Below are 14,347 nucleotides of genomic sequence, written 5' to 3'. Positions count from 1 at the left end.
CGTTTTTCATAAATGAAAAACGTCACTTGGGATTCATACCAACTTTTCCTCGATGTGTCACGCAGCGGCGGCCTGACGGGTGCTGCGGCGCTGACGGGTTTGAGCCCTGCGACTATCGGGCGACGCATGATCGAACTGGAGGAGCGCATTGGCAAGGCGCTGTTCCAGCGCAGCCAGACGGGATACGCGCTGACACCGGATGGCCGCGCGCTGTTTGACCGCCTTCAGGCGATGGAAAACGCGGCAAAGGATATCGAGGGATGGCAAAAGGCGTCGTCGGCCTCTTCCGTCGTGCGCATTGCCGTCGGCACCTGGAATGCCTGGCTGCTTGCAGTAAATTTCTCCGCCATCTGCACGGATCGCGACGATTTCCGCATCGATCTTTTCATCGCCGAACAAAGGGCGTCTTTGGCGCACCGTGAAAACGACATCGGCATTCGCGCTTTCGAGCCCGAGGAACGCAACCTTGCTGCCATCAAGACGGGGGAGGTGGCCTATGCGCCCTACAGGTTGCGCAACGCCGCCAGCTCCGTTTCAGACCGGTGGTTGGCGGTGGCGGAAGAAAACGCCATTTCCGCCTACCTGCGCTGGCCGCATGAAAACCGGCGGGACAATATCGTGGTGACCGTCAACAGGCCAACGGCACTGCTCGATCTCACGCTGGCCGGGGCAGGGGTTGCCGTGCTGCCGTGTTTCGTGGGCGATGCCGACGCGCGGCTGATGCGTGAGGGTGACGAAATCGAAGCGCTTCGTCACAATCAGTGGATCGTCATGAACAATGACGATCGCCACCGCCGCGATATACGGACGGTGGCGGACCGGATGACGCGTCTCATCAAGCGACATTCCGATTTGTACGCCGGACGAAAAAGCCGTCCGGCATGAGCGGTGTCACGCAGCAGCACTTCCCTGCGCGACGATGACCGGGATCAGGAGATCGCCCCAGTTGCCGCCCCCGCCGTGATGGCGGGCTGAGCGGACGAGTTCAACGGAAACACCGGCCTCAACTGCCTTCATGACGGCCTGATTGAGGCGGTGCAGATCGTTGGCCAGCATGCGGATGGCGACCTGTTGATCCTGCGTCATGGCAGAGGACTGCTCCTCGGCGCGTTCCTTGACGTGGGTCTTGATGGGGTTATGGGCATTCATGGCATTTCTCCTCTCTTTATTGGTTGGGGTTCTTGATGCGATTTGCAAGCCCTTCCCGTTCAAGGGAAGGGCAGTTTTCCAGTTTATTCCGCCGCCGGGCGGAACTGGTCGTGCTCGGTGGATTCCTTCATGGCGGTGGTCGAAGACGTGCCGCCCGAGATTGCCAGCGACACGGCGTCGAAGTAGCCGGTGCCGACTTCGCGCTGGTGTTTGGTGGCGGTGTAGCCGTTAACCTCGGCCGCGAATTCCGCTTCCTGAAGCTCGGAATAGGCCGCCATCTGCCGCTCCTTGTAGCCGCGCGCCAGTTCGAACATGCCGTAATTCAGCTGGTGGAAGCCGGCCAGCGTGATGAACTGGAACTTGTAGCCCATCGCCCCGAGTTCGCGCTGGAACTTGGCAATCGTCGCGTCGTCGAGGTGCTTTTTCCAGTTGAACGACGGCGAGCAATTGTAAGCCAGCTTCTTGCCGGGGTGCACCTTGTGCACGCCCTCGGCAAACCTGCGCGCCTGCTCGAGATCTGGCTTGGAGGTCTCGCACCAGATCAGATCGCAATAGGGCGCATAGGCCACCGCACGGGCGATGCAGGGTTCAAGACCGTTCTTCACCTGATAGAAGCCCTCGACGGTGCGGCCGGCATCGTAATCGACGAAGGGCTGGTCGCGCTCGTCAATATCAGAGGTCAAAAGCTTGGCTGCCTCCGCATCGGTGCGGGCGATGACCAGCGTCGGCACGCCCATGACGTCGGCTGCAAGTCGTGCCGCCGTCAGGTTGCGAATATGCGCCGCCGTGGGGATCAGAACCTTGCCGCCGAGATGGCCGCACTTCTTTTCAGATGCCAGCTGGTCTTCATAGTGAACACCGGCTGCACCGGCCTCGATGAATGCCTTCATGATCTCGAAGGCGTTGAGCGGTCCCCCGAAACCTGCTTCCGCATCGGCAACGATCGGCGCGAACCACGTGTCGACCGAAAGGCCCTTGCCCTCTGCCGTCTCTATCTGGTCTGCCCGTTGCAAGGTGCGGTTGATGCGCTTTGCGAGCTCTGGCGCCGCATTGGCGGGGTAGAGCGATTGGTCCGGATACATGGCGGAGGCCGTGTTGGCATCTGCCGCAACCTGCCAGCCGGAAAGATAGATCGCCTTCAGCCCGGCGCGAACCATCTGCATGGCCTGGTTGCCGGAAAGCGCGCCGAGCGCATTGATGAAATTCTCTTCGTTGATCAGCTTCCACAGCCGGTTGGCACCCATCTCGGCCAGCGAATGGCGGATTTCAACGGAGCCGCGCAGCCGCTCCACGTCGGCGGCGGTGTAAGCGCGCTCGATGCCGTCGAAGCGTCCCTGCGGTGCACCCGGAACAAGTTTGTAAAAATCCGTCATACTTCTCTCTCCCATGACAAATGCGGTTTCAGAAACGTACTGTCTTCAACTGTGTGAAGCGCCGTTCGATGTGACTACATTTACATTTTCATGAGTTTGAGCGCCAGAACAAACATAAAAACAGTGACTTGAAAGAGGTTATGCTGTAGTGTGCATGACAGGGTGGAGCTGTAAAATTGTAAATTTTGTAAAGGACTTTCGCTCGGTGAGCTTGTAACAGACTTGTATGAGTCGCGGGGATGGAGAGGTTAAGACTGTGTCGGAAAACAAGATTTTTGCTGGCCCGCGCGTGCGCCGTATTCGCAATGGTCTGGGCTTGACGCAGACGGCGATGGCCGAGGCGCTGGCAATCTCGCCCTCCTATCTCAATCTCATCGAACGCAACCAGCGGCCCCTGACCGTGCAATTGCTGCTGAAGCTTGCCTCGGTCTACAAGGTCGATCTGGATGACCTGCAGGGTGAAAGCGCCGGTTCCGCCGGGCAGCTGCGCGAGGTCTTTGCTGATCCGCTGCTGGTGGGCGAGGTGCCGTCGCCGCAGGAGCTGATCGAGGTGGCAGATGCCGCGCCCAATGCGGCAAGTGGCGTCGTCAAGCTGTACCGGGCGTATCGGGAACAGGCGCAGCGCCTGTCCGACCTCTCGGATCTTCTGGCGCGCGAAGGACATGAGACGGCGCTTTCCTCCACCCGCCTGCCGATAGACGAGGTGCGGCACGTCTTTGAAAACCGGCCGGCCTATGTCCATTCCATCGATACGGCGGCAGAAGAACTCCACAAGCAATTGTCGGCGGGCGAAGATCTCGCAGCGGGCCTTCGCGCATGGCTTCAGAAAAACCACGGTATCGTGGTCAGAACTCTGCCGGTCCATGCCATGCCCAATCTGCGGCGGCGTTATGACCGCCATTCCATGCGGCTGTTTTTGTCCGAGCGCCTGTCGCAGCCGGATCAGCTCAGGGAAATGGCGATGGAAACCTGTCTTCTGGCGCTTCGAGAGGAGATTGGCGCTGAGCTGGAGACGCTTGGCCTGAAGGGGGAGGAGGCACGGCGCATTGCCCGCTTCGAGCTGGCGCGTTATGCCGCCCACGCCCTGATGATGCCCTATGGTGCGTTTTTGAGTGCCGCCCAGCGCGCGAAATACGATCTCGATGTCCTGCGATCACGCTTCAATGTGTCGTTCGAACAGGCCGCCAACAGGCTCGTCAGCCTGCAAAGGCCGACGGCTACGGCAATCCCGTTCTTTTTGATGGAGACTGACAATGCCGGCAACCGTTTCCGTCTTGCGGGCGCCGGTGGCTTCCCGAGGGCACGGTTTGGTGGCCTCTGTCCGCGTCTTAATATCCACGCAGCTTTTGCCCAGCCGGGGCAGGTGCTGGTGGAGCCGGTGGAGATGCCTGACGGTGACGCCTTCCTGACTGTGTCGCGCACGCTTGAAGGCCCGCAGGCCGGTTTCGGCGAAAGGGTGCGGCGAACGGCCGTGCTTCTGGGCTGCGATCTCGCCCAGGCCGGGGAGACGGTCTACGGGGCTGCCGGCGCAGGTGGGCCGACCATTGCCATTGGTCCCTCGTGCCGGCTGTGTGAAAGGCAGGGCTGTCTGTCGCGGGCGGAGGCCCCGCTGACGAGGCCGCTCGGCCTGGACGAAATGGTGACCGGTCTTAGTGTTTTCGACTTCCAGTAGAGGTTTCGCATCACTTTTTTCCCGGTGGAACACATTCGGTTGAAAATGCTGTGCTGCACATTTCCCGCTTGCTCCCTTTTGTTTTCCTTTCTAGTCTCACTAAAAAAGGGGATCACGCTTCCGTCACGAGGATGCGTTAACAGGAGAAATCATGAAAAACCGTTCGCTCCGTTTCACTTTGGCTCTCACAACGGCGCTCGTTGCTGCAGGCTCGGCAATGGCCCAGGAGAAGGTCGTTCACGTCTTTAACTGGTCGGATTATATCGACGAATCGATCCTCACCGATTTCACCAAGGAAACCGGCATAAAGGTCGTTTACGATGTATTCGACAGCAACGAACTCGTGGAAACGAAGCTTCTGGCCGGCAGCTCCGGCTACGACGTGGTGGTGCCGACTGGCCCCTTCCTCGCCCGCCAGATCAATGCCGGTGTTTTCCAGAAACTCGACAAGTCCAAGTTGCCGAATCTGAAGAACATGTGGCCGGATGTCTCCGAGCGTCTGGCGAAATACGACCCCGGTAACGAGTATGCCGTGAACTACATGTGGGGCACAACAGGCATCGGCTATAACGTCGCCAAGGTGAAGGCGGCTCTCGGTGATGTTCCGGTCGACAGCTGGGATATTCTCTTCAAGCCGGAAAATGCCGAAAAGCTGAAATCCTGTGGCATCAATATTCTCGATGCATCGGACGAGACCTTCGCCATCGCGATGAATTACCTCGGCAAGAACCCGGACAGCAAGGAAACGGCCGATCTGGAAGCGGGCGGTGCCGTCTATTCGAAGATCCGTCCCTTTGTGAAGACCTTCAACTCCTCCGCCTATATCGACGAGCTGGCAAATGGCGACAGCTGCATCACGATCGGCTGGTCGGGTGACATTCTTCAGGCGAAAAAGCGTGCCGAAGAAGCCAAGAACGGCGTCGAGGTGAACTACGTCATCCCGAAGGAAGGCACCTATATGTGGTTCGACAACCTTGCCATCCCGGCGGATGCCAAGAATGTCGAGGAAGCTCACACCTTCATAAATTACCTGATGCGCCCGGAAGTCATCGCCAAGGCGTCCAACTATGTTCAGTATGCGAACGGCAACCTTGCCTCGCAGGCGCTGATGGATCCGTCGGTTGCCAAGAACCCGGCGGTCTACCCCAATGCCGAGACGATGAAGAAGCTCTTCACCATCTCACCCTACGGACCGAAGGAACAGCGCGTCTTGAACCGTGTCTGGACGCAGATAAAGACCGGTAGCTGATAGCTCCGCGCGCTGGTTGAGAAACGGCCGGCGGGCCTGTTTCTCTGATACCTTGCCGGCAGGTCACGCAACCTGCCGGCGCTGCCCGCCTCATGGCATCGGACCGAAAAGTGTGACGCGGTTTTCGGGAAATCCGATGCTCAAATCTACAAAATCAACGGGATTTGAGGGTAGGGTGAATGGCGAAAACTCTGGGGCCGGTCAAACGCAAATTTAGCCCTTGGGACAATCCCGATGCGGTTCCCTTCATCCGGTTTGAAAACGTCACCAAGCGGTTTGGCGATTTCGTCGCCGTCGATAATCTGACGCTCGATATTTACGAGCGGGAGTTCTTTTCGCTGCTCGGTCCTTCCGGCTGCGGCAAGACCACGCTGATGCGCATGCTGGCCGGTTTCGAGGAACCGACCAATGGGCGTATTCTCCTTCAGGGCAAGGATATTTCCGGCGTGCCGCCCTACAAGCGCCCGACCAATATGATGTTTCAGTCCTACGCCCTTTTCCCGCATATGTCGGTGGAGAAGAACATTGCCTTCGGTCTGGAGCAGGACGGTCTGCCCAAGGCAGAAATATCCTCGCGGGTCGAGGAAATGCTGCGGCTCGTCAAGCTCAGCGAGTTTGCCAAGCGCAAGCCGAGCCAGCTTTCGGGCGGCCAGCGGCAGCGCGTGGCGCTTGCCCGCTCGCTTGCAAAGCGGCCGAAGGTGCTTTTGCTGGATGAACCGCTCGGTGCGCTCGACAAGAAGCTGCGCGAGGAAACCCAATTCGAGCTGATGGACATCCAGACCAATCTCGGCCTCACCTTCCTGATCGTCACCCATGACCAGGAAGAGGCAATGACGGTGTCGGACCGGATCGCGGTCATGGACAAGGGCATTGTGGTGCAGGTGGCAACACCTGCCGAGATCTACGAAGCGCCGAACAGCCGTTACGTGGCGGATTTCATCGGCGACATCAATATTTTCGACGCCAATGTCGTCACTAACGCGTCCGATATCGGCAAGCCGGGACTGGTGACACTCGATTGCGACGGGTTGACAGTTGCCGTGGAGCAGGAATGCGCCGCGGTCACCGGAAGCCGGGTGGCTTTCGCCATCCGCCCGGAAAAGGTCCGCATCTCGCTCGATCAACCCACCGACAGCGCCGTCAATTCCGCTTATGGCGAAGTCTGGGATATCGGCTATCTCGGTGACTTCTCGGTGTTCATCGTCAAGCTTGCCGATGGCCGTGTCATCCGTGCAGCGCAGGCGAATGTCTCGCGTCTCGTGGATCGCCCGATCACCTTCGGCGATATGGTGTGGTTGAACTGGAAACAGGATTCCGGTCTTGTGCTAACGCACTGAGGGAGGCTTTTATGGCGATCACCACTCCTGAAAACCGGCAAAGTCCCTGGCGATGGCTGGTCGTCGCGGTTCCCTATTTCTGGCTGATGCTGTTTTTTGCAGCGCCCTTTTTCATCATTTTCAAAATATCGCTTTCGGATACGGCGATATCCATGCCGCCCTATACGCCAGTCTTCGAAGGGTTTTCGAAGCTTGGCGCGTTCTTCTCGCAGCTGGATTTCGAAAACTACCTGTTTCTGACGGAAGACCCGCTCTACATCGACGCCTATCTCTCGTCGCTGCGCATCGCATTCATCTCCACCTTCCTGCTGTTGCTGATCGGTTATCCCATGGCTCTTGCCATGGCGCGTTCGCCGTCATCCATCCGCCCGACGCTGGTGATGCTGGTCATCCTGCCGTTCTGGACCTCGTTCCTGATCCGCGTTTACGCCTGGATCGGTATTCTGAAGCCCGAAGGTCTGCTGACGGTGCTGTTCCAATGGCTCGGTTTTCTGGGGCCGGACCAGCAGGTCAATATCTTCCGCACCGAGACGGCGATCTTCATCGGCATCGTTTATTCCTATCTGCCGTTCATGGTGCTGCCGCTTTATTCGGCGCTGGAAAAATTCGACAATACGCTTCTGGAAGCGGCGGCCGATCTGGGTTGCCCGCCCTGGAAAGCCTTCTGGAAGATTACCTTCCCGCTGTCGCTGCCGGGCGTGGTGGCCGGGTCGATGATCTGTTTCATCCCGATAACCGGCGAATTCGTCATTCCCGATCTGCTTGGCGGTGCGCAGACGCTGATGATCGGCAAGACCCTCTGGACTGAATTCTTCGGCAACCGCGACTGGCCCCTGGCATCCGCCGTTGCGGTGCTGCTTCTACTGTTGCTGGTGGTGCCCATCGCCATCTTCCAGAACCAGCAGAAGAAAGTCGGGTGAGGCCATGAAACGCGGAAAATTCGACATCACCGTCCTGACCCTCGGTTTTACCTTTCTCTATATCCCGATCATCATCCTGATCGTTTATTCCTTCAATGCCTCGAAGCTGGTCACCGTCTGGGGCGGATTTTCGCTGCAATGGTACAAGTCCATGTGGTCGAACCAGGGGCTGATGGATGCAGCCTGGGTGACGCTTCGTGTCGGTATTTTGAGCGCCACCATCGGCACCATCCTCGGAACGCTGGCGGCGCTGTCTCTGACGCGCTTTGCGCGCTTTCCGGGACGCGTGCTGTTTTCGGGCATGATCTATGCGCCGCTCGTCATGCCGGAGGTCATTACCGGTCTGTCGCTGCTTTTGCTGTTCGTGGCCGTCGGGGTGGATCGCGGTTTCTGGACGGTGGTCATCGCCCACACCACCTTCACCATGTGTTATGTGGCAATCGTCGTGCAGTCGCGCCTGTTGACCTTTGATCGCAGCCTCGAGGAAGCAGCGCTCGATCTCGGTTGCCCGCCGGTCAAGACCTTCTTCAAAATTACCCTGCCGCTGATCTTCCCGGCCGTCATCGCCGGCTGGATGCTGGCGTTTACGCTGTCGCTCGATGATCTCGTGATCGCAAGTTTCGCCACTGGTCCAGGTGCGACGACGCTGCCGATCAAGATTTATTCGCAGGTTCGTCTTGGCGTCACACCTGAGATCAACGCCATCTGCACGATCCTTATCGGGCTTGTCACAATCGGCGTGATTGTCGCTTCCATCGCCTCCAAACGCACGGAACTCCAGCGGATGAAGGACGAACACGCAGCCGCGCGCAACTGATCGAATATTCCTCTCCGATTTCTACGCGTTACTGTTGAGGCGTCGATAAAATTAGAAACCTGTAATTTAGTTTTCGACTTTTACGGTCTCAAAATAGGAATTATCGTCGGTAATTGATCGATTTTGGTTTTAACCGCTTGTTAATAGGAGTTGGCGGAAAGTAAATCCCAACGCAGGGCTGTCAAACTTTAGATAGCCGGGATTGATAATTTCCATATGGCGAGGTTGTCCCCCTTTCTCTCGTTAAAAAAGCACAACTAATACAGGCGGCCGAGAGGCCGCCTTTCTTTTTGCCGCCATGCGGGTTGCCTTCAGCGGTTTTCCGGATGATCCATCGATTTCGACACGAGAAGCACGGGGATAAGCCCGGCAATGATGATGATGATCGCCGGCACGGCGGCATCCTGCACCCTTGAGCGGGACGCGTCTTCATAGACCAGCGTGGCGAGCGTGTTGAAGCCGAAGGGCCGCAGCAGGATCGTCGCCGGCAGCTCCTTCATGGATTCGATCAGTACCAGAAGAAAGGCTGTCAGCGCCGCAGGCCGCATATTCGGCAACAGCACCTTGAACAGTGTCTGCAACCGGTTGCGCCCAAGCGTTCGCGAGGCCATGTCGATATGCGGCGAGAGCTTCTGGAACCCGGCATCAAGCGTTCCCTCCGCCATGGTCATGAAGCGCACCGAATGGGCGTAGATGATGGCAAAGGCAGTGCCTGACAGCAGCAGGCCGCTCGAAAATCCGAAATGGGAGCGGACAAACCCGTCGACGTGATTGTCGAGACCGGCCAGGGGAATGAGCACGCCGATGGCGAGCACCGTTCCCGGCACGCCATATCCCATGGAGCCAAGTCGCGCGGCCACCTTTGACGTGCGCGAGCGCTCGGTGCGGATGGCATAGGAAAATACGAAAGCCGCAATCAGGGTGACGAAGGCGGCGGAAAGCGAGACCTCGAGACTGTGACCGAGTGCTTTCAGCAGCTTCGGCGCAAACAGCGCATCCAGCCTTTTTGCGGCGTAACCGCCAAGGACGATGACGGGAATGAGGAAACCACTCGCCACGGGAACGATGCAGAAGAGGCTTGCAGACCAGCGCCGCCAGCCGCGAAGGCTTTTCAACCGGTGGCGTTGCGCCATGGACGTGGCTTTTGGAGCGGCAAAGCGCTGTTTTTCGCGGGCATTGCGTTCGATGAAGATCAACGCGCCGACGATGAGCAGAATAACAGCGGCGATCTGTGTCGCATTGGCAAGATTGCCGCGATTGAGCCAGGTCTCGTAAATCGTGAAAGTCAGCGTCTGGACACCGAGATATTCGACAGCGCCAATATCGTTCAGCGTTTCCATCAGGACCAGCGAAAGACCGATGGCGATCGCCGGCCGCGCCATCGGCAATTGAACGGAAAAGAATACGCCAAGCGGTTTCGCACCAAGCGTGCGCGCAGCTTCGGCCGCAAACCGTCCCTGCATGGAAAAGGCGGCGCGGGCCGAGAGATAGACGTAAGGGTAAAGCACCGAACTCAGAACCACCACGGCGCCGCCAAGCGAGCGTACGTCCGGAAACCAGTAGTCGCGGATGCTGTGATAGCCGAAGACGGCGCGAAGGGCGCTTTGTACCGGGCCGGTGAAATCGAGGAACTCGCCGAAAGCATAGGCTGCCAGATACGAGGGAATGGCGAGCGGCAGGACAAGTGCCGCCGACAATACCCGCCGCAAAGGGAATTCGAATGTGGTGACGAGCCAGGCGCAGACAATGCCGAACAATGCCGTCGTTGCGGCCGTCATCGCCAGCAGCAGGAAGGTGCGAAACCCGGCGCGCGGCAGAACGTTGGCTAGAAGGTGTTGCCATCCTTCCGTGCTGCCGGTCAGCGCCAGCCAGAAGACCGCTAGAACAGGCATGGCAGCGATGGCTGCGACGATGACCGCCGTGATGGGCAACAATGAAACGCGTCTTGTTGCCGGAATGGAAACCGTCATGGAAATGCCAGCCTGCTGTCCTGCGAAAGCCTCAACCGGCTGTCCGTTTAGCCGGCGGTTCCCGCATTGCTACGCCCGCATGGCCTCAGTTGGCAAGAACCCGCTGCGACGGAAAGGTAATTTCCACCAGCGTTCCCTCGTTCGGTGTCGAGGTGATGGAGAAGTTCGCACGGTTGGCGTCCACCATCGCCTTGGTCAAGGGAAGGCCGAGCCCGGTGCCATCGCCGCGCACGCGCTTGCCCGATGACGCCACCTGCCGGAACGGCTTCATGGCCTGTTCCAGCTCCGCCCGCGTCATGCCGATGCCCGTATCGCGGATACGCAGCGCGACGCTGCCATTGGCCTCATAGGCGGTGGAAACCACGATCTGGCCGCCTGATGGCGTGAAGCGGATGGCGTTCGACAGGATGTTGAGCACGATCTGCTTGATCGAGCGCAGGTCGGCAACGATCTGTGGAACGGATTGCGAAAGCGCCGTGCGGATGATGACACGCTGATTGTTGGCCTGCGGCTGCACCAGCGAGACCGCCTCGGCCACCGTCTCGTTCAGCGGAACCGCGATGAAATCGACATCCATCTGACCGGCTTCGATCTTGGAGATGTCGAGGAGGTCGTTGACGATATCGAGCACATGCCGGCCCGAACGTCCGATATCATTGGAATATTCCACATAACGCGGATGACCGATCGGCCCGAAACGCTCGGTCGCCATCATGTCCGCGAAGCCGATGATGGCGTTGAGAGGCGTGCGGATTTCGTGGCTGACACGCGCAAGAAAATCGGTCTTGTGCGCATTGGCGGTTTCCGCCGCGCGTTTGGCGTTGCGTAACTCTTCTTCCGTGCGCTTCCACTGGGTGATGTCACGGATGACCACGCAATAGCCGTGCGAGGATTTGAGCCGCCCGATCGTCATGAACAGCGGCAGAAAACCGCCGGATGCCTCGCGGCCAATCACCTCGCGGCCATCGTTCAGCACGCTGGCGACACCGTTATTGGCAAGGCCGGAAAGATAGTCCAGCACCGCGCGCTGGCTCTCATGCGCAAACAGGGTGACGAAGGGCTTTCCTGCGATTTCGCCATTGTCGTAGTTGAATAGCGCACTGGCGGAGCGATTGAGCGAACGGATTTCGCCGTCGTCTCCCAAAAGCACCACGCCATCCGTTGCCGTTTCCAGAATGGAATGCAGTTCTTCGACTTCGCCCTGCAATACGGAAACGCTGCCTGTGTCGGCATTCGCGGTTTCCGCCGCTGACGTATTCTCGTTGGCTGCCGTCACCGGTGCCTGCTTTTCTTCCAGCGGAACCAGCGACAGCATCAGCGCCTTGGTGTCTTCCCAGCGGATGGATTGCAGCCGTGCCTTGACCGGAATGATGTCATTTTCGGCGCTGACGACGACCATGCCGCCTTCGTTATCAGGCATATCCTCAAGCTCCTGCCGTTGCAGCAGGGCTTCCAGTCCACCGACCTCGTCCAATTCATCAAGAGAGCCGTAGCCCGTCAGCCGCAGAAAATCCGGATTGGCATGGATCAGCCTGTCACCGGCATGCACCAGCAGTGCCACGGGCATCTGGTCCAGCGTTTCGGCGCTCAGCGCATCGGCGGGGCGCAGCGGTGGGCTAACCATCGCAGCGGCGATATCGGCCGCCGGTACCACCTCGTTGAAGGCGACTGTCTTTTCTTCGATCTGGATTTCATCGGCAGGCTTGTTAGTGGCCGCAGGGCGTTCGCCGCGAACATAGTCCGCGAAGAGATCGTCTTCCTCAGCCGGTTCTGCGACATTAACGTCTTCTTCCAGCACGGGCGGCAGGTCCACCTGCGTTACCGCGTCGATATCGTCTTGGATATGCTGTGCAGCCGGATCGGTAGAAGGAGCGTCTTCTTCCGCCTTCGGGCCTTCGTCTGAAACGGCATCTACGGGTGCCAGCGTCCGGCCAATTTCGCGGAAGGCGGCCTGCTCGCCTGCGGTCAGGCCCTCGCGGGAGCGCCAGCGGCGCTCTTCCAGATGGACGACCTTGTCGGAGGTTGGCTCCGGCTCTGGTTCCGGGGTCGGTACGATTGCCAAGGCCGGCACTTCGAATTCCGGCGGGCTGTAATCGTGGGGCCGCTCTTCGTCCGAAATCTCGGCTGGCGCATCTTCAGCGGCCGGGATTTCCTCATCGAGCTCATCGAGAAAAGCCAGCAATTCCTCGTCTTCATCCGCGGCAGCCGGCTGCGGCAAAACCTCGGTTTGAAGGATGTCTTCGCCGTGCAGGAAGGTGAGGCCGGTGGCGTGCGGATCCTCTGCGGCATCGGCCAGCCGCACGATGCCGAAACCACGGAAACCGTCAAATTCGCGCGAGCGCGTATAGGTGGGAAGGGCGGCGAGATCGATCGGCACCATGAGAGACGTGCCTTCAACCGGCCAATAGATCGTCTTGCCAGACCAGGTATCACGGCGGCCGAGAAGCTCGCGAATCTTGCCTTCCGGATCGAGATTGAACAGTGCCGCCACATCGGCAAAACTCATGCCTTCGACAGCTGCCGCCTTCGCGCCCACAGCCTCCGCAAATTCGTGCGAGATCGAGCTGAAGCGGCCCTCGGCATCGATTTTCCAGACGAAACGGGATGCACGCGCACCGGCGTTGAAGACAAAAGGCCGGGGTTCGTCGGTCGGTTCCACGGCCGCCGGGGCATCCTCTTCAACGGGTGCAGCGTCCTGCGCCGCTATTGTTTCAGCGACCTCATCTTCCGCCTCTGCGCGCTCCACGTCCGGGGCCTGTTCGGTATGGTCTTCGCTGGAAGCCTGACCAGCTGCCGGAACCTCTGCCTCATCCGCATCCAGTTCGAAGAGATCGGCAATATCGTCCGTCATCGCCGCATTCGCAGCCGTATCGGCATCCTCCAGCGGGACATCCGCCGGAGCATCCGTTTCTTCTTTTGCTGCAAGCAATGGCAGGACGGTTTCCTCATCCTGTTCCACAGTCACTTCGTCTTCGACGTCGGAAGGCAGTTCCGGCACGTCCTCCACATCTTCTATCCCGGCGACGGCGTCGAGCACGGAATCGAACGAGGCAGCCGTTGCGGCAACAGGCGCGGTCTCGGCGACCGGCAAAGCCGGTTGGGCGGCGGCCGGGGTTTCCTGCGGCTTGTCTTCGGCAAAGCCGTTAACGGGATCGAGCGTCCCGAGCGCGGTTTCGACCACGAACAACAGATTGAGTTCTGGCGATGTCGTGATCTGGCCGGCGGCGGCGGGCATGTAACCCTTGCCGGTCGGCACGGGCCGTTTGACGAGGTGGCCAGCCTGACCTGCAGCCATCCTAACCAGCGTCCTTGCCGTATGCGGCGTGATGCCGAGCGACACAAACTTGGCCGAGGCGGCAACGACCTCGTTATCGCCATTGATGACAGCGATATGGATGTCGGGATCGTCAAAGCCTTCAATCATGCGCCTTGCGCATTCCGCCGTGTCGGGTGCGGCTTGATCGGTGAGGGCGGAAAACAGAATAGCAGGCTGGCCCGGTTCGGCCTCGATGATTTCCGCCTTGGCGGTAACGGCAAGGCTGCGGAAGCCGGCATTGATACGAATGGTAAAAGGCAGGCTGTCGCCCGTCTTCGAAAGACGCGCCGCCGTCGCGGCCAGCTGCCGGAAGGTCACGTCCTGCCGTTTGGGTCCCTGTTCGAGAAAATCATAGACCATCGGCGTGCCGAACAGCGCTGCACCGCGCCCATTGGCCCAGAGCGCACTCTGAAGATCGAGCGAGAACAAAGCCATCGCCTCGCCGCGCCCGAAACCTTCGCGCACCCGTTCATGCACTGCGATATCGATAAAGGGATACTGGACGGCGGGCATGTCGAAACCTATTCTGGCACTACCGGACCTT

General features: G+C 59.2%; 10 protein-coding genes. 6 read left to right on the top strand and 4 right to left on the bottom strand.

All coding sequences use genetic code 11. From position 1 onward, the window contains the following. Nucleotides 1-12: 12 nt before the first annotated feature. Nucleotides 13-885: a LysR family transcriptional regulator gene (locus ASD46_RS04315; RefSeq protein ID WP_025592509.1), complete on the top strand. Its 873-nt coding sequence runs from the start codon at nt 13-15 to the stop codon at nt 883-885. Nucleotides 886-891: 6 nt separating this feature from the next. Here ASD46_RS04315 and ASD46_RS04310 read toward each other — a convergent pair whose 3' ends face one another. Together ASD46_RS04310 and aceA are read right to left on the bottom strand one after the other, a co-directional pair. Beyond that, on the bottom strand, nt 892-1,149 hold the full coding sequence (locus ASD46_RS04310) for a hypothetical protein (RefSeq protein ID WP_003515151.1): 258 nt from the start codon (nt 1,147-1,149) through the stop codon (nt 892-894). Between the two features lie 83 nt (nt 1,150-1,232). Then, nucleotides 1,233-2,522, bottom strand: coding sequence for an isocitrate lyase (gene aceA, locus ASD46_RS04305; RefSeq protein WP_025592511.1), 1,290 nt, complete (start codon nt 2,520-2,522; stop codon nt 1,233-1,235). 256 nt (nt 2,523-2,778) lie between these two features. On the opposite strand from aceA, the gene ASD46_RS04300 reads away from it, so the two are divergent. The 5 genes from ASD46_RS04300 (at nt 2,779) to ASD46_RS04280 (ending at nt 8,517) form a co-directional block, all read left to right on the top strand. Further along, nucleotides 2,779-4,194 carry a helix-turn-helix domain-containing protein gene (locus ASD46_RS04300; RefSeq protein ID WP_035197888.1) on the top strand — a complete coding sequence of 472 codons (1,416 nt, stop codon included), beginning with the start codon at nt 2,779-2,781 and terminating at the stop codon, nt 4,192-4,194. A 151-nt stretch (nt 4,195-4,345) separates the two neighbouring features. Beyond that, nucleotides 4,346-5,443, top strand: coding sequence for a polyamine ABC transporter substrate-binding protein (locus ASD46_RS04295; RefSeq protein ID WP_003515154.1), 1,098 nt, complete (start codon nt 4,346-4,348; stop codon nt 5,441-5,443). A 179-nt stretch (nt 5,444-5,622) separates the two neighbouring features. Then, nucleotides 5,623-6,780 (top strand): ABC transporter ATP-binding protein, encoded by a 1,158-nt coding sequence (locus ASD46_RS04290; RefSeq protein WP_013635505.1) that lies wholly within the window; start codon nt 5,623-5,625, stop codon nt 6,778-6,780. Between the two features lie 11 nt (nt 6,781-6,791). Continuing rightward, on the top strand, nt 6,792-7,700 hold the full coding sequence (locus ASD46_RS04285) for an ABC transporter permease subunit (protein ID WP_003515156.1): 909 nt from the start codon (nt 6,792-6,794) through the stop codon (nt 7,698-7,700). Nucleotides 7,701-7,704: 4 nt separating this feature from the next. Beyond that, on the top strand, nt 7,705-8,517 hold the full coding sequence (locus ASD46_RS04280) for an ABC transporter permease (protein WP_060641858.1): 813 nt from the start codon (nt 7,705-7,707) through the stop codon (nt 8,515-8,517). 311 nt (nt 8,518-8,828) lie between these two features. Here ASD46_RS04280 and ASD46_RS04275 read toward each other — a convergent pair whose 3' ends face one another. Both ASD46_RS04275 and ASD46_RS04270 read right to left on the bottom strand, forming a co-directional pair. After that, nucleotides 8,829-10,487: an ABC transporter permease gene (locus tag ASD46_RS04275; protein WP_035197892.1), complete on the bottom strand. Its 1,659-nt coding sequence runs from the start codon at nt 10,485-10,487 to the stop codon at nt 8,829-8,831. Between the two features lie 85 nt (nt 10,488-10,572). After that, nucleotides 10,573-14,316 carry a PAS domain-containing sensor histidine kinase gene (locus ASD46_RS04270; RefSeq protein WP_035197894.1) on the bottom strand — a complete coding sequence of 1,248 codons (3,744 nt, stop codon included), beginning with the start codon at nt 14,314-14,316 and terminating at the stop codon, nt 10,573-10,575. Nucleotides 14,317-14,347 lie beyond the last annotated feature (31 nt).

Source organism: Rhizobium sp. Root491, from assembly GCF_001427205.1.
Lineage (GTDB): Bacteria > Pseudomonadota > Alphaproteobacteria > Rhizobiales > Rhizobiaceae > Agrobacterium > Agrobacterium tumefaciens.
This window is presented reverse-complemented; position numbering and strand designations above follow the sequence as displayed.

What these genes read in the sequence shown, in the direction of transcription:
- ASD46_RS04315 (WP_025592509.1), top strand. Translation starts at nt 13, where the DNA reads ATGAAAAACGTCACTTGGGATTCATACCAACTTTTCCTCGATGTGTCA.
- ASD46_RS04290 (WP_013635505.1), top strand. Translation starts at nt 5,623, where the DNA reads ATGGCGAAAACTCTGGGGCCGGTCAAACGCAAATTTAGCCCTTGGGAC.
- ASD46_RS04280 (WP_060641858.1), top strand. Translation starts at nt 7,705, where the DNA reads ATGAAACGCGGAAAATTCGACATCACCGTCCTGACCCTCGGTTTTACC.
- ASD46_RS04270 (WP_035197894.1), bottom strand. Translation starts at nt 14,316, where the DNA reads ATGCCCGCCGTCCAGTATCCCTTTATCGATATCGCAGTGCATGAACGG.
- ASD46_RS04275 (WP_035197892.1), bottom strand. Translation starts at nt 10,487, where the DNA reads ATGACGGTTTCCATTCCGGCAACAAGACGCGTTTCATTGTTGCCCATC.
- ASD46_RS04310 (WP_003515151.1), bottom strand. Translation starts at nt 1,149, where the DNA reads ATGAATGCCCATAACCCCATCAAGACCCACGTCAAGGAACGCGCCGAG.
- aceA (WP_025592511.1), bottom strand. Translation starts at nt 2,522, where the DNA reads ATGACGGATTTTTACAAACTTGTTCCGGGTGCACCGCAGGGACGCTTC.
- ASD46_RS04295 (WP_003515154.1), top strand. Translation starts at nt 4,346, where the DNA reads ATGAAAAACCGTTCGCTCCGTTTCACTTTGGCTCTCACAACGGCGCTC.
- ASD46_RS04285 (WP_003515156.1), top strand. Translation starts at nt 6,792, where the DNA reads ATGGCGATCACCACTCCTGAAAACCGGCAAAGTCCCTGGCGATGGCTG.